The 24,152-nt window shown below is 40.8% G+C and carries 19 protein-coding genes and 1 tRNA gene; 19 read left to right on the plus strand and 1 reads right to left on the minus strand.

The window, feature by feature from the left end; all coding sequences use genetic code 11:
• Window positions 1-264: 264 nt before the first annotated feature.
• On the minus strand, window positions 265-1,302 hold the full coding sequence (locus tag EPB74_RS10035) for a rod shape-determining protein (RefSeq protein WP_197684681.1): 1,038 nt from the start codon (window positions 1,300-1,302) through the stop codon (window positions 265-267).
• A gap of 617 nt (window positions 1,303-1,919) precedes the next feature.
• Between EPB74_RS10035 and gatC the strand changes: the two genes are divergently transcribed.
• The 19 genes from gatC (at window position 1,920) to EPB74_RS10130 (ending at window position 24,122) form a co-directional block, all read left to right on the plus strand.
• Window positions 1,920-2,234, plus strand: a complete 315-nt coding sequence (gene gatC, locus EPB74_RS10040) for an Asp-tRNA(Asn)/Glu-tRNA(Gln) amidotransferase subunit GatC (protein WP_274904023.1) — start codon at window positions 1,920-1,922, stop codon at window positions 2,232-2,234.
• Between the two features lie 69 nt (window positions 2,235-2,303).
• The gene (gene gatA, locus EPB74_RS10045; RefSeq protein WP_274904024.1) at window positions 2,304-3,800 is read left to right on the plus strand and encodes an Asp-tRNA(Asn)/Glu-tRNA(Gln) amidotransferase subunit GatA; all 1,497 of its coding nucleotides are present in this window, start codon (window positions 2,304-2,306) and stop codon (window positions 3,798-3,800) included.
• On the plus strand, window positions 3,800-5,329 hold the full coding sequence (gatB, locus tag EPB74_RS10050; protein ID WP_274904025.1) for an Asp-tRNA(Asn)/Glu-tRNA(Gln) amidotransferase subunit GatB: 1,530 nt from the start codon (window positions 3,800-3,802) through the stop codon (window positions 5,327-5,329). The genes gatA and gatB overlap by 1 nt, the downstream gene beginning before the upstream one ends.
• Window positions 5,330-5,443: 114 nt before the next feature.
• Window positions 5,444-5,520, plus strand: a tRNA-Pro gene (locus tag EPB74_RS10055).
• A gap of 161 nt (window positions 5,521-5,681) precedes the next feature.
• A complete protein-coding gene (locus EPB74_RS10060; protein WP_274904026.1) occupies window positions 5,682-6,914 on the plus strand; it encodes a tyrosine-type recombinase/integrase in 1,233 nt (410 codons plus the stop codon).
• A gap of 118 nt (window positions 6,915-7,032) precedes the next feature.
• The gene (locus EPB74_RS10065; protein WP_274904027.1) at window positions 7,033-8,109 is read left to right on the plus strand and encodes a hypothetical protein; all 1,077 of its coding nucleotides are present in this window, start codon (window positions 7,033-7,035) and stop codon (window positions 8,107-8,109) included.
• 126 nt (window positions 8,110-8,235) lie between these two features.
• Window positions 8,236-8,529, plus strand: a complete 294-nt coding sequence (locus EPB74_RS10070; RefSeq protein ID WP_274904028.1) for a helix-turn-helix transcriptional regulator — start codon at window positions 8,236-8,238, stop codon at window positions 8,527-8,529.
• Between the two features lie 2 nt (window positions 8,530-8,531).
• A complete protein-coding gene (locus EPB74_RS10075; protein WP_274904029.1) occupies window positions 8,532-9,650 on the plus strand; it encodes a YdaU family protein in 1,119 nt (372 codons plus the stop codon).
• Window positions 9,650-10,498, plus strand: coding sequence for an ATP-binding protein (locus EPB74_RS10080; RefSeq protein WP_274904030.1), 849 nt, complete (start codon window positions 9,650-9,652; stop codon window positions 10,496-10,498). The genes EPB74_RS10075 and EPB74_RS10080 overlap by 1 nt, the downstream gene beginning before the upstream one ends.
• Window positions 10,495-11,871 carry a replicative DNA helicase gene (locus EPB74_RS10085; protein WP_274904031.1) on the plus strand — a complete coding sequence of 459 codons (1,377 nt, stop codon included), beginning with the start codon at window positions 10,495-10,497 and terminating at the stop codon, window positions 11,869-11,871. The genes EPB74_RS10080 and EPB74_RS10085 overlap by 4 nt, the downstream gene beginning before the upstream one ends.
• Before the next feature lie 81 nt (window positions 11,872-11,952).
• Window positions 11,953-12,651 (plus strand): helix-turn-helix transcriptional regulator, encoded by a 699-nt coding sequence (locus tag EPB74_RS10090; RefSeq protein WP_274904032.1) that lies wholly within the window; start codon window positions 11,953-11,955, stop codon window positions 12,649-12,651.
• Window positions 12,644-13,504 (plus strand): hypothetical protein, encoded by an 861-nt coding sequence (locus EPB74_RS10095; protein ID WP_274904033.1) that lies wholly within the window; start codon window positions 12,644-12,646, stop codon window positions 13,502-13,504. The genes EPB74_RS10090 and EPB74_RS10095 overlap by 8 nt, the downstream gene beginning before the upstream one ends.
• Window positions 13,505-13,754: 250 nt before the next feature.
• Window positions 13,755-15,236, plus strand: a complete 1,482-nt coding sequence (locus tag EPB74_RS10100) for a type I restriction-modification system subunit M (RefSeq protein WP_274904034.1) — start codon at window positions 13,755-13,757, stop codon at window positions 15,234-15,236.
• Window positions 15,233-17,104: a DUF262 domain-containing protein gene (locus tag EPB74_RS10105; RefSeq protein WP_274904035.1), complete on the plus strand. Its 1,872-nt coding sequence runs from the start codon at window positions 15,233-15,235 to the stop codon at window positions 17,102-17,104. The genes EPB74_RS10100 and EPB74_RS10105 overlap by 4 nt, the downstream gene beginning before the upstream one ends.
• The gene (locus tag EPB74_RS10110; RefSeq protein ID WP_274904036.1) at window positions 17,101-18,567 is read left to right on the plus strand and encodes a type I restriction-modification system subunit M; all 1,467 of its coding nucleotides are present in this window, start codon (window positions 17,101-17,103) and stop codon (window positions 18,565-18,567) included. The genes EPB74_RS10105 and EPB74_RS10110 overlap by 4 nt, the downstream gene beginning before the upstream one ends.
• Window positions 18,560-19,747, plus strand: coding sequence for a restriction endonuclease subunit S (locus EPB74_RS10115; protein ID WP_274904037.1), 1,188 nt, complete (start codon window positions 18,560-18,562; stop codon window positions 19,745-19,747). Before EPB74_RS10110 ends, EPB74_RS10115 begins: the two co-directional genes overlap by 8 nt.
• Window positions 19,748-19,749: 2 nt before the next feature.
• Window positions 19,750-22,728 (plus strand): type I restriction endonuclease subunit R, encoded by a 2,979-nt coding sequence (locus tag EPB74_RS10120; protein ID WP_274904038.1) that lies wholly within the window; start codon window positions 19,750-19,752, stop codon window positions 22,726-22,728.
• Window positions 22,729-23,043: 315 nt separating this feature from the next.
• Complete coding sequence (locus EPB74_RS10125; protein ID WP_274904039.1) at window positions 23,044-23,472, plus strand: hypothetical protein; 429 nt, start codon at window positions 23,044-23,046, stop codon at window positions 23,470-23,472.
• Between the two features lie 149 nt (window positions 23,473-23,621).
• Window positions 23,622-24,122: a hypothetical protein gene (locus EPB74_RS10130; RefSeq protein WP_274904040.1), complete on the plus strand. Its 501-nt coding sequence runs from the start codon at window positions 23,622-23,624 to the stop codon at window positions 24,120-24,122.
• Window positions 24,123-24,152 lie beyond the last annotated feature (30 nt).

The raw sequence follows: 24,152 nt of genomic DNA on the forward strand, positions 1-24,152 counted from the left end.
TAAATGTTTGAACTTATCATCGCATTAATAGTCTTTATAACTAGTAGCTTTTATCATTAACAGCCTTTATCACTAACAGTATTAATAACTGAAAAATTAATAACGGTACTACTAATCATTAGTTGTAGCTGTTGTTGATAAGATTAAAGGTAACCTTATTGGCTACCTTTAATCTTATTCATCTATTACTTCTCATTCAACTTTATCTTTAACTTAAGCCTTATCTGAACATTGCTAATATGACAATGCTTTATAAGCCATGATTTATACAAAAATCATGTTTAGGCTTTTGTTATTGATAAAATCAAGAGCAATACCGCCGCCACGACTGACGCACGTTAATGGATCTTCAGCAACGGTAACTGGCAGACCCGTTTCTCTTGAAATAAGTTTGTCCAAATCACGGAGCAATGCGCCGCCACCAGTCAATACAATACCACGCTCAGCAATGTCTGATGACAACTCAGGCGGCGTCTGCTCAAGTGCTGCTTTTACCGCACTGACGATACCACTTAATGGGTCGCTCAATGCTTTTTGTACTTCTTCTGAGTTGACAGTAAAGGCTTTTGGCACGCCTTCTGCCATGCTACGTCCGCGCACTTCTACTTCTAACTGGCTATCTTCGTTTAAGGCAGAGCCCACTTCTTGCTTGATACGCTCAGCCGTGGTTTCACCAATCACGCAGCCATGCGTACGCCGTACATGGGTAATAATGGCATCATCAAACATATCACCACCGATACGAATAGACTCGGCATAAACACAACCTGACAAAGCAATAACCGCAATCTCAGTGGTGCCACCACCGATATCAACGACCATTGAACCACTGGCTTCGTGAACCGGCATGCCAGCACCAATCGCTGCTGCCATTGGCTCTTCTAACAACAATACTTTGCTCGCGCCCGCTGAAGAAACCGCTTCACGAATCGCTTTACGCTCAACAAGCGTAGATTTGCAAGGCACGCAAACCACTACGTTAGGCTGCGCCATAAAACGTTTGGCTTTTACCTTAGTGATAAAATGCTTGAGCATTTTTTGCGTCACTTCAAAGTCAGCAATCACGCCGTCTTTTAAGGGACGAATAGCGGTAATATTGGCAGGCGTACGACCCAGCATCTGCTTGGCATCAACACCAACAGCAGCGACGGTAGGGTTTTGTGTGCGATTACTTCGTAGCGCAACCACCGTAGGCTCATCGAGCACCACGCCTTTACCAGGAATAAAAATAAGGGTGTTCGCAGTACCGAGGTCGATTGCGATATTATTTGATAAAAATCCAAACAGGTTCATGACTAATATTTCCAGCGTATTACAAATGAGGCGAATGAGGCGAATGAGGCTGACTGAATAGGTACTCGTCAGGGTTGAGCAGGTCGTATCACTCATCGCGAGAGTTTATCATCGCAACAAGTCAAACCGAAGCAATAATGATGAAATGAAAAAACTGAGATAAATTATACCGACTTGGCTCAAAAAAAACACAGAAATTTGCATCAGTACGCTAGGATTTTGCGCTTAAGCGCTAAAAGTTGTTACAAAGTTTGAACTGGCAGACAAAACCCTCTCTTTAATGAAACAGCCTTTAATTCAACAACTAATAAGACGCGAACGCTATGTGCTGATTTTAATGAGTAGCTTACCTAATAGTTTGCTCAGCGAGCTGCCCACTGTAACGTATTTCATAAGCGAATGGTAAGCAATTACTCATCAAGCCCTAACTACTCAGTCAAATTTGCAAAACGTCTTATCTCAGTAAAGATTGTGCAGCAATCCAGCATCATGCTCTGTAAACTTAGGTCAGATGCTTTATAATAACCGCACTATATATCTACATTTTGAGCTAAGGCACTTATTTAAGTGCTGATCTTTTTAGCCCTACCTTACTCTAACAAAAACTGTCCGTCACTGGAGACACTATGTCACAGCAACCGTTAACGTCTGATAACCATGTCAGCCGTGAAGAAATCCTAGAAGTTGCCAACCTTGCTCGTTTGGGCGTTGATGAAAATACGGCCGATAGCTACGCTGCTGATATCACTAAAATATTAAAGCTGATGAATACGCTTGGTAATGTCGATACCACCGATATCAAACCTTTATCAAATATCCATGAAGCCTGCCAAGAGTTACGTGCTGATATCGCTAAACATGATATCAATCGCGAGCGCAATCAGTCGGTCGCGCCTGCTATCGAAGATGGCTTGTATTTAGTACCGCAAGTGATTGAATAAGTCGCTGTCGCTATTTTATTTTGACCTCCCCTAATTTTATGCTATTCACATTTTGACGGACGACACCTTATGTCTGAACTTCATCTATTAAGTACGCAGCAGCTTATTACTGGCTTGCAAGACAAACAATTTAGCAGCCTTGAGCTGACTGACCACTATATCAAGCGTATTAACGCGCTAGACAGTAAGATCAATAGCTTTATCACCCATACTTCTGAGACGGCACGTGCGCAAGCACAAGCGGCAGATGAGATGCGCTTGCAAGGTGACAAGCGCCCATTACTCGGCGTGCCAATGGCGCATAAAGATATTTTTTGTACCCAAGGCGTATTGACTACTTGTGGCTCTAAGATGTTGCACAATTTTGTTTCCCCTTATGATGCAACTATCGTTACTAACATCGATAAAGCGGGCATGATCAGTCTTGGTAAGCTCAATATGGATGAGTTTGCGATGGGCTCGGATAATGAAAGCTCGTACTATGGTGCAGTGCATAACCCTTGGAATCTAGATCACGTCCCTGGTGGCTCATCGGGTGGTAGTGCAGCAGCAGTGGCGGCAGGCTTTATACCTGTTGCTACCGGTAGTGATACTGGTGGCTCTATTCGTCAGCCGGCCTCATTTTGTGGCTTAACCGGTATCAAACCTACTTATGGTCGCGTCTCTCGCTTCGGTATGATTGCTTATGCCTCTAGTCTTGATCAAGCAGGTAGCATGGGGCGTAGTGCCATGGACTGCGCGTATCTACTGCAACCGATGATTGGTCATGACCCACGTGATGCGACTTCTATCAATTATGATATGCCTGACTATGTACAAGACCTCAATGACGCAGTAGCAGCTGATCAGTCTAAACCGCTAGCTGGTTTACGTATTGGTGTCGCTAAAGAATACTTTAGTAAAGGTCTTGATACTGAGGTAGAGCAAGCAGTACGTGCGGCATTAAAGAAATACGAAGAGCTTGGCGCGACCATCGTAGAGGTGACAATCACTGATCCAGAGATTACCCTTGCCACTTACTATATGCTCGCACCGGCTGAAGCATCATCAAACCTATCACGCTTCGATGGCGTACGCTTTGGCTATCGCTGTGAAAACCCAAAAGACTTAATGGACTTATACACGCGCTCACGTTCTGAAGGTTTTGGTCCCGAGGTACAACGCCGTATTTTGGCCGGTACTTATGCGCTATCTGCTGGTTATTTTGACGCGTACTATACAAAAGCACAAAAAGTACGTCGTTTAATCGTCAAAGACTTCGAAGATGCTTTTGCTAACTGTGATGTGATTGCCAGTCCTACCGTACCAACAGCTGCTTACAAACTGGGTGAAGACCTTGATCCTGCTACGATGTATTTGGGTGACGTTTATACCATTGGTGTTAACTTAGCCGGTCTACCTGCGCTCAGTCAGCCTGTTGGCTTGACCTCTAATGGCTTACCTATTGGTTTACAGCTGATTGGTCAGCATTGGCAAGAAAGTCAATTGCTCACAACCGCGCATTTATTCCAGCAGCATACGGATCATCATTTGCAACACTCTACCATCGCGAAGGAGACGGTATAATGAACACAGCAACTACTACTGATAATAATGCCGTTCGCAAACATGCTGTTCGTAAAGAGCTTTTTGTTGATGGCTATGAAGTGGTCATCGGTATCGAGATTCACTGCCAGCTCAATACGGAAAGTAAAATATTCTCAAGCGCACCGACTGACTTCGGTCATGAGCCAAACACCCAAGCCAGCATCGTTGACTTAGGTCTACCCGGTGTATTGCCAGTTCTAAATGCTGGCGTGGTTGATCGTGCGCTAAAATTCGGTATCGGCGTCAATGCTGAGCTGGGTTTATTCAATACTTTTGACCGCAAAAACTATTTTTATCCTGACTTACCTAAAGGCTATCAAATTACCCAAATGGCCAACCCTATCGTAGGCGAAGGTTATATCGATGTTGTGGTCAACGAAGGTGAAAAGAATGAATACCCTAAACGCATGGGTATCACTCGCGCGCATTTAGAAGAAGATGCTGGGAAATCCGTTCATGATGCCGTTGATGGTATGACTGGCGTGGATCTTAACCGTGCTGGCACACCATTGATTGAAATCGTATCTGAGCCTGATATGCGTTCAGCTCATGAGGCGCTTGCCTATATTAAAGCCATTCATCAGCTGGTGACTTGGCTTGGTATCTCAGATGCTATCATGGCGGAAGGCTCATTCCGCTGTGATTGTAACGTCTCTATTCGTAAGCCTGGCGCTGAACTTGGTACCCGTACTGAGCTAAAAAATCTGAACTCGTTCCGCTTTATCGAGCGCGCTATCAATCGTGAAATCGAACGTCAAATCGACATCTTAGAAGATGGCGGTAAAGTTCTGCAAGCGACGATGCTTTATGATCCCGAGCGCGACGAAACTCGTGTTATGCGTACTAAAGAAGACGCCAACGACTATCGCTATTTTCCTGATCCTGATTTGCTACCTGTGCGTATCGAGCAGCATACGGTTGATAGCATCCGTGCGGCAATGCCGGAACTGCCGGTGGCTCGTCGTGCACGTTTTGAAGAGGCTCTTGGTCTATCAGAATACGACGCTCGTATCTTGACTGGTAGCCGTCAAATTGCCGATTACTTCGAAGATGTAGTGGCTGAAATTGATCAGCAAGATGCCAAAATGGCAGCTAACTGGGTCATGGGCGACCTACTGGGTGCGCTGAATAAAGATGATAAAGAAATTACTGACTCCCCTATCAGCGCCAAGCAATTGGCTGGCATGCTAAAACGTATCAAAGACGATACGCTATCTGGCAAATTGGCTAAGAAAGTATTTGGGGCCTTGTATGAGCGTGAAGGCGGCGATGCTGATGACGCGGCAGATAAAATCATCGAAGAAAAAGGCCTTAAGCAAGAAACGGATACCGGTGCTATCAAAGCCATCGTTGAAGAGGTCATCGCTAAAAATGCAGTGATGGTTGAAGAGTATCGCGGCGGCAAAGAAAAAGCCTTTAACGGTCTAGTTGGACAAGTCATGAAAGCCAGCCGTGGTAGTGCTAACCCGCAGCAAGTAAACCAGATCCTAAAAGAGCTATTGGGTTAAGGTTAACTGCTCATTGGTTCAGCTGACTGTTATAGGTAAAATACGACTGTAGATTTTGGCTAAAATAAATAGCCCTTGCAATATACATAATTTTGCGTAAAATAGTCAGTCATTCGGGGCGTAGCGCAGTCTGGTAGCGCACTACACTGGGGGTGTAGGGGTCGCAGGTTCAAATCCTGCCGTTCCGACCAAACATAATATTAGGGCAGACCGTCATTGACCGTCTGCCCTTTATTTTGCTCGTATATAGGCTAAACACCTTCCATAGTCCTCCATCATAAAACATAGTAATCCATGTAAAATTGCGGTATATTTTACGGTATATTTTATACCGTCATGGAAATATACCGTCATGTCATTAACTGATAGCCAAATCAAACGCCTTAAGCCTTCCGATACTTGCACACCTAGCCGACCTGACAAATATAGCGACGGTAATAACCTACGCTTATGGGTGCGTAGCACTGGCAGTAAGGTATGGGTATGTGACTACAAGTATGCTGATAAACGTCAAAGCCTAACCATTGGAAAATATCCAGCAATGAGCTTAGCTGACGCTCGCCAGCGCAACCAACAAATCAAAGACTTGATAGCACAAGGCATCAATCCTAAGCAGGATAAAAAACGCTTGCAAGCAGATGTTGACGGTACAAAAACATTTGATGCTATAGCGCAACGCTGGCATGACGACCGTAAAGCTCATATCGCCCCTACTACTTATAGCCGTGACTACTCACAATACCAACGAGATATAAAGCCGTTCATTGGTCACCTAAATGTAGATGATATTACCGCGCCTGATGTTTTGGCTATTGGTAAAGCTATAGAAGCACGAGGCGCAGCTGATATGGCACGTAGAGCTATACGTCAATCAGGGCAAATATTTAAACAAGCAATACGTGAAGGTTTAACTATTCACAACCCAGCCAACGATTTAACCGAAGCTTTGCAGCCGCACAAAGTGAAGCATCATAGCCGTATAACTAGCCAGCAATTACCAAAGCTACTACAAGACATTAACGCCTATGATGGTGATGTACTAGTGAAGCTAGGCTTATGGTTTATGTGCTATACGTTTGTAAGAACGCAAGAATTGCGCTTCATGGAATGGAGTGAAATAGACTACAAAGCCAAAATATGGCGTATTCCGGCCGACAAGATGAAAATGGATAGACCGCATTTAGTACCACTGGCACCGCAAGTAATGGCTATCTTGAAGCGGATCGAAAAGCTAGGGTTCTCAGATAAGCATGTCTTTTTTAATCCGTCAAACCGCAAACCATACAGTACCAATGCTTTTATTACTGCCTTATGGCGTATGGGTTATAAAGGGCGAATGACTGGTCATGGCTTTCGTGGACTTGCCAGCACTACCCTACATGAACAGGAATTTATGCATGAAGCTATAGAACTACAACTGGCACATGAGAAAGAAAACAAGATAAGCAAAGCTTACAACGGAGCTCAGCATCTGAAGTATAGAATAGACATGATGAATAAATGGGCAAACTTTATTGATGATTCTTACGCCGGTAAGATTGATAATGTCATACATGCTGGTTTTAAAGCACAACAGCTAGGCTAAGACTTAGCTACGACTATGCAAGGCTAGGATTAATTACCCGAAAGCCAGCCCTTTACACACCTTTAGGCTGGTACTGCCTTGCACCTACTTCGGTTTAAGTGTGTGTGAAGGTGTGAATATGAGCAATTTGACGAATAAAATTAAAAAAAGAGAAGATGAGTTTATTCTAGTTTCAGAAACGCTAGAGTTAATATCACAAGTCACTAATGACAATCTCGATAATGTTAGAAAATATCTACTATATAGCGGTATGACTAAGCATGTTCCAGTTTATTATAAAGATGAATACCTTAGTTTTAACCGTTTACTTAACGATTATTGCAAGCCAAACTTTACTAGTACATATAAAGCTTTAACTGAACCACTTTTGGGTAATGAATACTTTGAAACTAAGTCACTAGGAGATTTCAAGCCCATAGTAGAATACGATATTTTTGCCTATAAGCGTGGATGCCACTATTTTGCTAAAAAAGAAGTATGCGGATATAAAGTAGATAAACGTGTCTTAGGATTGACCCCTTATCGTGCAGACCTCTTACTAAGCAAAGGAACTATCGAAAAGTTTTTAATTGAAAGGGAAAACCTAAGCGACCAATCAAAGTTAGCCGAGCGGACAAAACTTAGTATTAAAAATGAACAAGCTATTAGTAATAATTTTAAAAAACCAATGACGCCACAAGTTACGTTCAAGAATAACGAAGATAAGATAGACGAATCAAAAAAGGAATTAGCATACGAAAAACCTAAAAGTAAAGAACAGCCAAGTCAGGAACTTGCAGCTGCCAATGCCAAAATAGCGGACCTTGATAGCCAATTAACAAAAGCTATTGCAGCCCTGAAAAATATATCAACCGACAGCAATAATCTTTCAAATGTAGAGGCGCAGAATATTAAACAGATAGCCATCAAGCAGTTCAATAGAAGCCTTGCTATAGTATTAAGAGATTTAGACTCTCAAAATAAATTGAGAAAAGGTGATATAGTTGATTTTATAATACCCTACATGAAAGATTTAGCTTTTATCCTTGCTGATCAAGACGATAAAAAAGCTGATAACCTGACTGTAAGTTATGACACTTTGTACGATACTCACTTACAAGGACTGGAGTTTAAAACAGGTAGGCAAAGCAATGATGACAAGAACAAAGTAAATATCGATCTTTTATTTAAAAAACAATTACCCGTCACGGAATAAAGAGTCCGTAAAAGACCTTTTACGGCCCGTAAGCCCTCTATTTAGAGGGTTTTTTGTTATCTATTATATATCCATACAAGACAAGCTATTACAAGCCGTAGTAGCACATAGTATGGAGTAATTGACATGACAAACACTAATACACAAACACCAGTTATCGCTTTCGCTAATAACCTCTCGAACGAAATTGAACAAATAGCAGATAACCTACACGCCAAATACTTGCCACCGCAAGGCATGAGTCGTGCCAGCCAGCTTTTGCCATTCCTACCTTTCGGTAGCAGTACATTATGGGCTTGGTCAAGAGATGGACGCTTTCCCTCGCCTGTCCGCCTCTCGAATACTATGACTGCATGGCGCAATGCTGATGTTATCGAATGGCTGAGTAATCGAAACATCTCTATTGTTGAGGAGGTGTAATCATGAATATCCCAAAGAAAAAAAACCAACAAACCTCTAACAAAAAAATTGATTGCACTCAAGCTTTCTGCATAAATATCAAAAAATTCTATACGGGCAGCATAGACTCTTTTGAGCTTATTGATACTTTCAACGTAGGCCCACATCAATGCCTTCAAAGTTATATAGCTTTATTCAAACAGATTGTTTCTAAAAGCCCTAAACCATTCATATTTCTTCAACATTCACTATTCCACTTCAAAAACTATCACAACCTAAGTTTAGGTAATGTATCTAGCAAGGTGTTCTGTAAAATTATGATGATAGGAGTCCGTTTGATGCATTACTACACCTTTGGTCCAAAAGACTATATGAGTAAAACTAACTTTTTAGAGCCAATGGAGGATTTAGCATATCGCCGCATGTTGGACTATTGCTACCTTAATGAGCGGCCACTACCTATAGATATTGCTGAGATTGCTTTACTAATAAGTATGCGAACGCATAGCGATAGCATTGCGGTCGTACTGCGTTACTTCTTTGAGCTTACAGATTATGGTTATATCAACGACAGAGTTGAGAGAGACATTAAAGCATACCAGGCAAAATCAGCTAAAGCACGCGCATCAGCTAGGATAAGATGGGGTGAAGACAAGCCTGAAAAAGAATCTAGGATTAGTAATAGAGAGGTATCGAGCGAACGCAATGCGAACGCATGTAAAACGCATGACGGTCGCAATACTAACTATAAACTATTAACTATAAACGAAGAACTAGAAACTAACTCTGATAATGATAACCAAAAACAATTAAATATACCTTTCGATATATTTTGGCAAGTTTATGCTAAATCTGTGGCCAGAGGTAAATGCGAATCTAAATGGAGCTCTCTTAGCAATAAAGTTCGTGAACAGGTTATGCAGCACTTGCCAGCCTATATTGTTTCAACACCAGTCAAAAAGTTTCGCAAAGATCCGTACACTTATTTGAATAATGAGGGTTGGCTAGACGATATTATTGCCAATGAGCTTCCTACTAATCAGCAAGCGGCCACCTATAGCAATATGAATGTAAACGCGAAATATGATGATCCAAACCATGACCCTTTGGGTGGATTGTTTACAGCACAAGGAGCTGTCTGATGGAAATCATTAAAGAGTTATCTCGAGTAGAGTTTGGCAGCGTCCTTCTACGTGAGTTGATCATCGATTGCAATACTCATGGACAGACAAAGCATTTAGATATCAACGGTAGTATCGAGTGCTACAAATGTAATGACGCTGAAATGAAGAAAGATAGAGATAAACAGCAGAAAATTGACAGCCAAAACATGAAAGCGCTAATGACCACGAAAATGATATCAAAAGGTTTGAGCGTAAATAAGGGGCGTTTTAGTGACTGGCAGTATGATGAAACTAAAAACACTGAGCAGCGCGATAAGATTGCCCAGCTACAGCAGTATAGCGAATCAATTAATAGCGACTCGCCCAATCTAATCATTCTTGGCCGCACAGGTACAGGCAAGACTATGTTAGCCAATGCGATAGCGATCAACCTCTATTTGCAAAAACATCAATCCTTACCAAGTGAGTTTGACAGTCATAACCAGCAGGGTTTCTATGATCACACTTGCGAGCTAATAACCTCTTTTAATATTGGCTCCCAAGCAAGAGCTTGTTGGGGTAATTCTCAAAAAAGTGAAGACGATTACTTGCAAAACTTGGCGTCCAATGAGCTATTAATCATTGACGATTTGGGCGCAGGTGATCGACACGCAAAGGATCGCGAACGAATTGCCCAGATAATTATTTCAAGATATGAAAAAGCGCCTACCGTGATCACAACTAATATGGACATCGCTGACTTGCATGAGTTTTTAGGCGATAGAGCATGGGATAGATTACGTGAAAATTTATTAGTAATGATATGCGACTGGGATAGCTATCGAGCCAAAAACGCGGTTATTCAGCTTGTGGGGTCTGCCAAATGAATAATGAACAGCAAAGGTACATCCAAGTCGAACAGTCCGTTCTCAATCAAATGCTAGGTAAAGATACGGCGTTTGATGTGGTTAGCGATATCATTGTTGCTGAGGATTTTGAAGCTATAAGACATCAGGTTATGTATCAAGCTATTAGTGACTTGGCAATGGCTAACAAGCCTTACGATGAAGTTATGGTGACTGACCTGCTTGAGGAGCGTAATCAACTTAACGATAAGTACTGCCCCGCTAATTACTTTGCCATGATGAGCTTAGTTCCGAATATTTCGTTTAGCAGTTTACGTAGTCACGCCCAATTGGTAAAACGCCGGTCAATACGTAGACAATCGATTTCTCAGTTTAAGTTTGGCATTCAAAAACTTGAGGATGGTGACAATCAAACCATTGATGTGAACAACGAGGTCATGAGTGCCATTGCCAATCTTGAAGTGGGTAGCGGCACTAATAATCATGCGCGAGTGGGTACATTGATGGGCGGTATGATTGAGCGCATTGCAGCGGCTAAAGACGGCCTGAATAACTTTACCAGTACTGGGTTCTCAGAGTTTGATAATTTGGCGATGATTGATGCTGGTAATCTGGTCGTCGTTGCAGCCCGGCCTTCCATGGGTAAAACTGCATTGGTTATGAACTGTCTGTCGCATATCGCTAAATATAAAGAAGGTGAAGCAGTCTTCTTTAGTGTAGAGATGCCATCAGATCAGGTCATGGATAGGCTGGCAAGTGCCAAGACTAGTATCCATCTAACTTCTATTAGAAAAGGTCAACTAAGTACTGATGAATGGGCACGAATGCAGCGTTTTATCTCAGATGAAGAGGATATGCGACTCTCCATCGTTGAGACAAAGGAGATTACCATTGCTGAGATACGCACCCAGCTAAACAGAATAAAACGTGAAACTGGCGGCAAGCTATCAGCGATTGGTATCGATTATTTGCAGATCATGGGTGGCCTCCATGGGCAGTACAAGATTGATAATATTAGTACCATTACCCGCACGCTAAAGACATTAGGTCATGAGTTTGATTGCCCTATATTTCTGTTATCTCAGTTAAGCCGTGAGGTTGAAAAGCGCCCCAACAAGCGTCCTATCATGTCAGATTTGCGCGATTCAGGGACGATTGAGCAAGATGCGGACCTTATCGTTATGATTTACCGTAACGACTACTACGAGCAAAAAGAGAAAGGTGGTAGCGCTAAGCTTGATGGTATGGCGGAAGTAATATTAACCAAAAACAGAAACGGACCGACTGGGACTGTTAGGTTGGCGTTTGAAGGTCCATACGCACGCTTTAGCAATAATATGCCAATAACAAGTGATTTGGATGTGATACCGGACTATGCATTTGGTTACTCATAATTAATTAGTTTTAGCGCGTTCATAATAAATATGATCGCCTATTAATGAGACTCTCAAAATATTAATAATTAGGAGAAATGTATGGCCAAACGATCAGGATATACAAAACGTGATGTTAAAAGCATTAATATCACCATAGGACTAAATTTAGCAGCGGCGCGTCGTAATACTGGCATGACACAAACAGATGTTATGAAAGCTGTCTGGGGGGTGTCAAACAATCGTAATCGTATTAGCGAGATTGAGAACGGTAAAAAGAATCTGACCCTAATCGACTTGCTTATATTCCAAGATCTATATGGACAATCGCTTGATTATATTTGTGGCCTATCCATTGAGCCTGAGATTGATATATTGGCAGGTACAGTGAATCATGTCGTCAATCAATCACATGCCCTTATTGAGATGATGGCCACTGAACTTGCCAGCGTTGTGGTTGATCATATGAAATCTATCTGTAAAAACGACCACGAAGCGCTATTAACATATACCAAAGAGCTGTGCAACGCTATAAGATCTGAGAAGTGTGCCAGCGAATTAAGTGAGCCGGTCGTACAAGCTACTCGTAGAGTCATGCACATTATCAGAAAGATAGAAGTTGACCAAGCAAGAAAGATAAACGCCGTCAATATGCAAATGGTGCAAATCAAAGAGCGTGTTAATAATGAAGACCGCCATCATTTAATTAGAGATAGAGATCAAAAATATCATTACAGCACCCCTCTACCAAAGCCTGAGATGATAGATGATACAGAAATGGTAGGAATTGATTATGAGTAGTCATTACTCGAAAAATGAAGTATGGGCATCGGCTAGATTTATCTGGGAGAACACGCCTAACATTACCGACCGTGAACTAATTGAGCAGCTAAAGACTGGTTATGGAAATGCGGCACCAAAATCGAGCGGTACAATCAGTAAACGGCGTAAGAAAGAAAACTGGGTTAAGCACAGCCTGGTACAGTCTTCTAAAAAAGACATGGACCTAGAGGCGAATAGCGATGGAAGCAAGCCAGAATGGAAGCAGAAACCGAAAAATACTCATTTAATTTCATCGAGAACTAATAAAGCACAAAACCTGGAATCAGACACAGAATTGGAAGCAGCAGGAAGCAAGATTGAAGGAATAATTGAGAGCGTGGTTATTGATGCGCAAGGTCGTGCTAAGATCATTAAAAACACCAGACGCAGGTTTGATAATTTAGGTCAGTTATTTGATCAGGCATTGACCGCGGCACTATCTTTACAGGGATATGCGAATGCGGCTGATGAAGATCCTGAAGCTGCTGGCGAGCAAGTTCAAAAGGCATTATTACTATCAGAATCTTTGTCGGATACGGTTGGAAACCTCGCTAAGTCATTAAAGATCATAGCCGAGGTAGAGATGCCTTTGTGCGGTATCACCGCAGACGACTTTAAGCAATCAGATCAAGATCGTCGTTTAAATGCGTTAGCTGCGCTTGGTAATATTCACGAGCAGGAACAGGCAGCACGTGCGCGTTTGATACCAGAACTTCATGCGCGCTTGCTAGAGATAGAGAAAACAGCAGAGAGCGAAGACTTTGGTATTCAGTATAACGACCAGCAACCGCAAATTCGGAGTGATGTCATGGATTATACCGCCCTTGATTAAACTCTATATTGTAGAGAGGCAATAAATAAACCATGATTCAAAGCAATACCTATACATTAAACAAGCTGAAGTCATTTCTTGGAAACAATATATCATTCAAAATCCAATGTAAGACTCATCCATATTAAACCGCCCTATTGCGATGCAAGACAAGAATAGCTGCGTGGTTTATAGTAAACTGTTTATTTTAGTCTACTCTTTTTATCCTGCTATATTTTATCCATACCTGCTTTATTGAGAGAATTTATTAATGAGTGAAGTTTTATCACTGTCCCAGTTAGAGCAATACCTTTCAAAAGCTGCTTGGATCCTAAAAGGTCCAGTTGATGCTTCAGATTTCAAGGTCTATATTTTCCCCCTCTTATTCTTCAAGCGTATCTCCGACGTTTATGACGAAGAATACAAACAGGCACTAGAAGAGTCTGACGGTGATACTGAATACGCATCCATGCCAGAAATGCACTGCTTTGAAATCCCACAAGGCTGTCACTGGAATGATGTACGTGAAACGACCACTAACGTAGGTCAAGCCATAGAACAGGCGCTGCGCGGTATTGAGCAGGCTAACCAAGGCTTTTTATACGGTATCTTTGGTGATGCTCAGTGGAGTAACAAAAACAAGCTACCAGATAAGCTATTGATTGACCTAGTTGAGCATTTCTCACAGTATCGTTTGGGCCATGAAAATGCCAATCCAGATATGTTGGGCAACGCCTATGAATATCTGATCAAACATTTTGCCGACCTAACCAATAAAAAAGCAGGTGAATTTTATACTCCGCGATCAGTAGTACACTTGCTAGGGCTTATCCTTGATCCGCATGAAGGTGAATCTGTCTATGATCCTGCCTGTGGGACCGGAGGTATGCTATTAGAGTGTGTCGATAACCTGAAACATAACGGTGAAGACTTCCGTACACTTAAACTCTACGGCCAAGAAAGAAACCTAACATCCAGTGCTATTGCGCGTATGAATATGTTCTTACACGGCATCGAAGATTTTGAAATTCTCCGCGGTGATACCTTACGTGAGCCCGCCTTTTTTCAAGCAGATGGTTTAAAAACTTTTGATTGTGTCATAGCTAATCCGCCGTTCTCATTAAAAGATTGGGGCGCGGATAATTGGGCTGATGATCCCTATGGGCGCAATATTGCTGGCGTGCCACCTAAAGGTAATGGCGACATGGCTTGGGTACAACACATGGTTAAATCCATGAATAGTACAGGCCGTATGACCGTGGTATTGCCTCATGGTGCCCTATTTCGTAAAGGTGCTGAAGGTAAAATCCGTAAAGCACTATTAGATCAAGATATTTTAGAAGCCGTCATCGGCTTAGGTCCTAATGTATTCTATGGAACCCAGTTAGCCGCTTGTGTCATGATCTTTAAACAAAACAAAGATACCGATAAAAAAGGAAACGTTCTATTTATCGACGCTTCTGAACAGATACGTGTGGGACGCGCTCAAAATCACCTAGAGCCCGAGCATATTCAGAAAATATACCAATGGTATAGCAATTACCAAGATGTTGAGAACTACGCCAAGGTAGCCAGTTTCGAGGACCTAAAAGAGAATGATTTTAATCTTAATATTCCACTCTATGTAGAGAAGGTCATTGAGGATAATTTGCCAAGTGTGGAAGAAGCTATGGCGGACTTAAAACAAGCATGGCAAGCCAGCTTAGAGGCGGAAGAGGAGTTTAAAACAATATTAAAGGGATTTATAGTATGAAAACACCATCTAGTTCAGCGCAAGATAGACAAGTCTCTGTCTGGTTTCAAAAAATTCAAAGTGGCGAAATAAAACTGCCTCGCTTCCAACGGCATCAGGCTTGGGATAAAAATAGAGTTTGTAGCCTACTAGATACAGTTACCAAAAATTTACCACTAGGCGTAACGTTATTGCTTGATGTCGATAAAGAGCAGTTTGTATCAAGATACTTAGTTACTGCTCCAGAAACCCAAGGGCGTGTTACCGAGCACCTTCTAGATGGTCAGCAGCGTTTAACATCGCTGTGGCGAGCTTTGCATAATAATTATAAGGATATTGATTACTTTTTATACCTGAACGCTTACGATGAAAGTGTGCCCGAAAACGAAAGAACAGATGAGTCAGAAGTTTGGTATAAAGGTCGTTGGACAAATAAAAATGGTAAAACAATGCCGTTATGGGTGGATGAGCCTAGTGAGTGTTTAAAACGCGGCCTGATACCTATGAACTTATTTAGACCTGGTGATATCCCTGAAGAAACTGAAGATTGGATTGATTCTGCACTATCAAGCTTGGAACCAAGTGTTGATAATGAAAACTATAAAGGCCTATTAAAAGAATGGATGGGGAAAGAAGAAAAACTAAAAAATAAAATAAGGGACTTTAGAGAAGTTATTAGTTATTTTAATTTACCCTATCTAGCCTTACCATCTCAGACTAGTAAAGAAACGGCTCTACAAGTATTTATTAACATGAATACCAACAGTAAACCTTTATCACAGTACGACATTATTCGTGCTGAAATAGAAGGCGTCAAAGGCGTATCTTTAGATGATTACCAAAATGAATTAGATCATAAATATCCAACGATTCAGTATTATTTTGAGTTGCCATTTCTTATACTCGCCACATCAGCCTTAATACAATCAAAGCTACCAAATCAACGTGGTATGTGGGATATGAGTAAAGAAGCTATGGTAGATAACTGGGATAAAATGTCTCAAGGTTTATCTAAAATGGCAACGTTTATGGAAAGCCAGGCTATTTATGACCGTGCTAGGTTACCCACCAATGCGGTGTTAGCTGTGATTGCCGCTTTATATGTTGATATTCCTGAAAATTTAGATTCGAGAGGTAATTTTGAGGTATTACTGAAAAAATACCTTTGGTCTAGCTTCTTTACAGACCGTTATGAAAACTCTGCTGCTTCACATGCCTTTAACGATTTTGTAGCGCTTAAAAACATCATCACAGCAAAAACAAAAGCGGATGGCACGCCCTATACTGAAAATGATGTTCCCGTGTTAAATCGTGCTTTATACGCCCTCTCGACCGATGATGAATTAAAACGTGTTGGTTGGCCCAAGCGTGAGAACATTCGAGCCCGTGGCATTATGGCTGTCTTTAGCAAACTGGGTGCTTACGATTTTGCCGATGGTTCGTCACTAACTAAACAACAACTTGTTGATGGCCGCAGACATTATCATCATGTGTTCCCTGATGCCTTATTAAAAGAAGTGGGAACGGAAAGTTACTTTGCACTGAACTGTGCACTAATTACCGATAAAACTAATTTAAATATCAGCAGTAAAGATCCACTCAGTTACCTGAAAGAACGTTATAACTGGACCAGCGAGGATATCGTCAATGCACGTCTGCAATCACATCTAATACCGTTGGATGAATTAAAGTGTGGGGACTACACTGGTTTATCTGGTGAAGAAAAAGCGGACAAGGTTAAAAGTGACTTTGCTCAATTTATTGCTAAAAGAGCCGCTTATGTGGCTAAAGCAATACGTATTCTAGCTGAGGGTCGAGATATTAATGCCTCTGAAATTATTAGGGATGTTGAAGAACAAGCAAGTTTGATCGAGGAACCTACCGTATGATGACCCAACAAGAATTAGAAAAATACCTCTGGGGCGCAGCCACTACCTTACGCGGCACAATTGATGCGGGCGACTACAAGCAGTATATCTTTCCTTTACTATTCTTTAAGCGTATCTCTGATGTATACGATGAAGAATTTGAAAAAGCATTGGCTGAATCAGATGGAGATATGGAGTACGCAGCCTTTGCAGAAAACCATCATTTCCAAATTCCAGAAGGTGCACGCTGGCAAGACGTGCGTGAAATTACGGTTAACATTGGCCAAGCACTGCAAGGCGCTATGCGCGCCATTGAGCAAGCCAATCCTGATACTTTACAAGGTATTTTTGGCGATGCCAGCTGGACCAATAAAGAGCGCCTATCCGATGCTATGCTTACTAATCTTATTGAGCACTACTCGCAGCACACGCTTAATTTAGCCAATGTACCTGATGATAAGCTGGGTAACGCTTACGAATATCTAATTAAAGAGTTCGCTGATGATAGCGGCCATACAGCAGCAGAGTTTTATACCAACCGTACCGTTGTAAAGCTGATGACTATGATCATGGACCCACAACCAGGTGAATCGATATATGATCCAACCTGTGGTTCTGGTGGCTTATTGCTGAATTGTGCGCTCCATTTAAAAGATGAAGGCAAAGAGTACCGTACCCTCAAATTATACGGCCAAGAGATTAACCTGCTTACCTCAGCCATTGCTCGCATGAATATGTTTATGCATGGCATAGAAGAGTTTGAGATTGTGCGTGGCGATACCTTAGCCAACCCAGGCTTAATAGAAAACGGTGAGCTGAAAAAATTCAACGTGATATTGGCTAACCCACCCTACTCGATTAAGTCTTGGGATAGAAAAGCTTTTGAGAATGATCCTTACGGTAGAAATCTATGGGGCACACCGCCGCAAGGCTGTGCGGATTATGCATTCCAACAGCACATTCAAAAGAGTCTAGATCTCAATAACGGTCGTTCTATCTCACTATGGCCGCACGGTATCTTGTTTCGTGATTCAGAAGCAGAGATGCGCCGTAAGATGATCGAGGAAGACTTGGTGGAATGTGTTATTGGTCTTGGTCCAAACTTATTCTACAATTCTTCAATGGTCTCATGCTTGTTAGTAACAAATAACAATAAGCCTGAACATAAAAAAAATAAAGTGCAGTTTATACAAGCTGTAGATACCTTGAGACAAGAAAAAACAATGAGTTATTTGGATGACAATCACATTCTTAAAATTCTGAATGCATATACTGATTTTACTATTGTTGATGGATTCTCAAGTATTGTTGATTGTTGCTCTATTTTAAAAGATGATAATTCAAGATTAAGTGTTCAGTTATTCGTAAGAGACAAAGTATCTCCTGAAAATTCATTTGATGATATCTTGCAAGACTGGAAAGTATCATCGAATAATTTAAATATTAAGATGGAAAGTTTTTTTTCAGAGAAGAGTTATGACTAAGCAAGTATTGTATTTTAATAAAGAAAAATGGAAATCAATTCCCTTAGGTAAATTAGCATATGAATTTTCTGAGCGAATCAATGATCCTGAAAAATCTGGATTTACTAGATTTGTTGGCTTAGAACATTTTATTTCAGGAGATTTGAAAATCATCAAATATGCTAGTACCAAAGGTTTAGTCTCAGCTGCAAAAATTTTTAAGTCTGGTGATATATTATTCGCGAGAAGAAATACGTACTTGAAAAGGGCCTCACAGGTTGATTTTTCAGGTGTTTGCTCAGGTGACGCCTTTGTCCTAAGAGAAAAAGATGAGTATATTGTTCCTGGATTTTTTTCTTTAATAGTTAATTCTGATCTGATATGGAAATTTGCAAACTCCAATTCAGAGGGGACAATGTCGAAGCGTGTTAAATGGAGAGACCTGGAAGGGTTAAATTTTTTAATACCCTCTATTCCTGAACAAAAGGGCATAATGGCCTTGATTAATGCACTGGAGATATCTCTTACCTTAAGTCATCAAATTCTTGAAAAAGCTATAATTCTCAAAGATTCGTTCACGCAACAAACTCTTTTTAAGGATGAAAGTGTAGAGAGAAAGAAGTATAAGATTGGAGATATTATTAGTAATGTAGTCGCTGGAACAAGCATTAATTGTGAGAAGCATAAATTTGAAGAAGGTGATAAAGGAATATTAAAAACTAGTTCAATAACAGGCGATACATTTGTTTATGAAGAGGTAAAAGTTGTTAATCCAGAACATTATGAAAAATTAAAGTGTAATGTTAAGGAAGGATGTATTTTGTTCAATCGTAAAAATACAAAGCAGCTAGTTGGCTCCTCTAAATATATGGATAAAAGCTACGAAAATATTTATTTACCAGATCTGATTTGGAGTATTAAAGTAGATGATAAGGTGGTTATACCTAAATTCTTGTGGTTTTATCTCTCAAGTAAGAAAGTTAGAGAGGATATAGCATCGCTAAGTAATGGGACAAATGCAAGTATGGTTAATATTTCTCAGAAGCAGTTCTTGAAGATGCCCGTGTTTATACCTAGCAAAGCTCAGCAAAAAATCTACTTAAAAGAATTCGAAAGTATTGAAGAGATTATTTACGACAGTCAAGTTAAAATCAAAAGAATCAAGGCGTTAAGAAAAGCAATAATTAATCAGGTCTTTTAGCTATGTCTTTTACCGAATTAAACAGCGTAGAGCACTACATCATCAATCAAATGAGTGGCGTTAACTTAAACGCTGCTCAAGACAGCAACCAAGTTAATGAGCCACGCATTCAATATGGTGCCCAGTGGCAGTTCCAATCTGCAGAGCAGCTTGGTCGCAGTGTCAATGAAGTATTGGTTGAATCGCAAGTAAAAGCAGCTCTGTTGCGTTTAAATCCTGAGATTCAAGCAAACCCTGTATTGGCTGATGAAGTTATCCATGCCCTGCGCGCTATTCTAATTTCGGTGAACCAAGTTGGCTTAGTCAAAGCCAACGAAGAGTTTTTCCAATGGTTAACGGGCGAAAAAACCATGCCTTTTGGTGAGAATAATCACCATGTGTCTATTCGCCTAATCGACTTTGAAAATCCTGATAATAACCAGTACATCATTACCAACCAGTTTCGTATTCATTATAGAGAAACCAAAATACCCGATATCGTGATGATGATTAACGGTATTCCTGTCGTCGTCGGCGAAGCTAAAACCCCTATTCGCCCCTCTGTTAGCTGGCTAGACGGCGCGCATGAAATACACAATATTTATGAAAATGCTGTGCCACAGTTATTTGTTCCTAATATCCTCTCCTTCGCTACTGAAGGCAAAGAGTTCTTTTATGGATCTGTACGCTGTCCGTTAGAATTCTGGGCACCTTGGCGTCTAAGTAGTGATGACGACGCTATCGCTAGAAGCTTTGGTTTAGGTGGAGTCGGTAAAGAATTAAAAGACCTGCTTAACCCTGCGCGCCTGCTCGATATCATGCGTAACTTCTCACTATTTAGCAGTAATAAGAAAAAACAGCGCATGAAAATAATACCGCGTTTTCAGCAGTATGAAGGTGCGAATAAAATTGTTGAACGTGTCGTTGAAGGTAAAATTAAAAAGGGCCTAATCTGGCATTTCCAAGGCTCAGGTAAATCCTTATTGATGGTGTTTGCCGCACAAAAACTACGCCGTGAAGCCAAATTAAAAAGTCCAACCGTTATTGTGTTGGTAGATAGAACTGACTTAGATACACAGATAAGCGGCATCTTTAATGCGGCGGATATTGCTAACGTAGAAAGCACTGAAAGTATCAGAGAATTACAGCAGATGCTTGAGCGTGATACCCGTAAAATTATCGTTTCTACCATTCATAAGTTCCGTGATGCCAAACCTAATATGAATACCCGCGATAACATTATCGTACTGGTAGATGAGGCCCACCGTACCCAGGAAGGTGATTTAGGGCGTCAGATGCGCGCTGCGTTGCCTAATGCATTCCTATTTGGCTTAACCGGTACGCCCGTTAATAAAGCGGATAAGAATACCTTTTGGGCATTCGGTGCCGAGGAAGACCAAGGCGGCTATATGAGTCGCTATACCTTTCATGACTCCATTCGTGATGAAGCCACCCTACCCTTGCATTTTGAGCCACGCTTGGTCGATGTGCATATTGATAAAGAATCGCTTGATAAAGCCTTTGCTGACTTTAAAGAAAGCCAAGCTCTGAGTGATGAAGATGCCGATACCTTAAACAAAAAGTCCGCTAAAATGGCAGCCTTTTTAAAGTCACCTGAGCGCATTACTAGAATAGCTGAAGACATTGCTATCCACTTTATGGAGAAAGTAGAGCCTCACGGCTTTAAGGCAATGATAGTAACGCCAGATCGTCATGCTTGTGTGCTATATAAAGAGGCACTTGACGAGCACTTTCCTGAAGGGGCCAGTAAAGTGATTATTTCTACTACCGCTAACGATGATTATGAATTTAAGAAAAAATGGGGTATAGACAAGAGCCAACAAGAAAAAATTGTTGATGAGTTTAATGATGCTAGCTCAGAGCTTAAATTCATTATCGTTACTGCAAAGCTTTTAACAGGTTTCGATGCTCCTATTTGTCAGACCATGTACTTAGATAAGTCCATGAAAGACCATACTTTGCTACAAGCGATTTGCCGAACCAACCGTCTATATCCAGGCAAGACCTTTGGCTGCATTGTTGATTACTTTGGTGTATTTGATGATGCAGCAAAAGCACTAGAGTTCGATGAGCTAGGCGCTCAGCAAATCATTACTAACCTGTCAGAGCTGCGCGAACAACTACCACAAGCCATGCACAATGCCCTATCCCACTTTGAAAGCGTAGATAGAACCTTAGAAGGCTTTGAGGGCCTAGAAGCAGCACAGAACGCTATAGCTAATAATGAAAAGAAAGATGCTTTCGCATTGGACTTCAAGTTTTTATTTAAGCTTTGGGAGTCGTTATCACCGGATTCAGTGTTAGACAGTTACAACCAAGATTATAAGTGGCTGGCTCAGGTTTATGAGTCTGTTAAGCCAGCTTCGGACAGTATCGGTAAATTGCTTTGGTTGACACTGGGTGCACAGACTACCAAATTGATCCATGACAACGTGCATGTGGGCAGTGTGCATGTCTTAGATGAATTTGTCATGGATGCAAATATCATCGAAGATATCTTCAATAATCCTAGTCCGAAAAAAGTAAAGCAACTAGAGAAAGCTTTAGTTGAGCGCTTTAAGGGTGCAGGCGACTTGCCTACTTTTAAGTCTCTAAGTGAACGCCTTGAGGCTTTACGAGATAAAGCTGAAAAAGGTTTAGTAGCATCCATTGATTTTGTAAAAGAGCTTTGTAAAATTGCGAAAGAAACCGTTCAAGCAGAAAAAGAGCTAGAAATCGAGGTCCAAGAGAAATCACCTACATCGGCTTTGTCTGAACTATTTCTAGAACTAAAAACGGATCAAACACCGGCGGTGGTCGAGCGCATTGTGGCTGATATCGATGCCATTGTGAGAATCGTTCGCTTTCCTGGCTGGCAAACAACCAGCGCTGGCGAGCGTGAAGTACAAAAATCCTTACGCAAAGCACTTTTGAAGTATAAGTTACATAAAGATCAGGAACTGTTCGATCGGGCTTATGCTTATATTAAAGAGTATTATTGATTTGTGAGATGTACAGCTACCAAATCAATCATCAATCAGGTTTGGTAGTAATACCTAACCCCTACCATAACTGTGCCAAATTTCAACGAAATATGATTGATTTAAATCTAGTCCACCTATTCATAAAAGCCATATTAACTATAGCCTTTATGCTCTGTCCACCTCAGCTTATATATCACTTTTAACGTCTATAGTTTCCGCTATGATTATCCTTGAATTAGTGCGTTCAAAAAATGTAGTGATTAGCATACAAAACAGTAACAATAAAAACAGGTTGCTGTTACTATTAAGACTCGATTTTTTTAAGGATTTATAATGAAAAAAATACTGGTTGCGTTAGCGTTGATGGTAAGTAGTGTGTCTAGCTTTGCAGGACTACCTGAGATGATGAAGGTATACAACAATCCTAAATCGGCACCCAAAATAGCTGCTTGTAAGGGTGATATTTATTGTAATAGCTTCATAGCACTATCCAAACAATGGAAGGATATTCCTAATTCTTACCGCTATCAAGGCAAATGGGATATAAAAGCTTTTGCTAAAAGAGGCGTGACTTATAATAATCAGGGAAGAAACATAGGCTTAGAAAGCCAAAGTTATTACCTTCATACTGACAAAGCAAACAAGATAAGTGAAGGTGTTAGCAAGTATATTGAAACGAAGAAACATACCCCTGACGATAATGAAGGTGGTTTGGCAGTTCTTCTTTATATTGAAGATAAGAATGGGTGGGCAAAAGACTAATATTATTTGTTGTTCATAATACTAGGTTTTCAGGAGTAAGTTTAAAAGGCTAGTAATGGCACAGTAAAAAAGTAAGGTGTCTGACTATAGGATATTTTGAGATAGCGCCCATCTTAAATTTATTAAAAACTTTATAAGAGCAGAAAAATATGAAAAGAGCACTCATGATTTTAGGCGTTATCTTTTTAGGACAAACAACTATTGCTAATGCTGCAACTGATTGGACATCGTATTTAAAACCAATGATGTCAGGGTGTAAACATCCTAATCCAACTGACAAGCTTCCAGCACGTTATAAAGCATCTATCGTAAGTACAAAAGTGAAAGTAGGTTCAGAAGACTATGACATAGTCGGATATCGTGGTGATAAAATTACCACCTACTCTTTGAAAAACGCCACTGCATTTGGTCAACCTCTATTAAAAATTGAACATTTACAAGGTTATGAATGGGCTTACTTAGAATTATATTTTAAAGACACTAAATTTATGGCATTACGTCCGCAATTTAAATTACCAAAAGTTAATGATGTGGAGAACGAAGGTTTTCACATCATCCAAAATAACGAAAATGGTTACAAAGTAGATGACGGTATGTGGGAAACGAACTTAAAGTTTGATAAAAAACAAAAAACTATTATCTGTAGCTAAGAGACTATCCTGAATTCTGTGTAACTACTC

Origin of the sequence: Psychrobacter sp. DAB_AL62B (genome assembly GCF_028895345.1) — a bacterium.
Lineage (GTDB): Bacteria > Pseudomonadota > Gammaproteobacteria > Pseudomonadales > Moraxellaceae > Psychrobacter.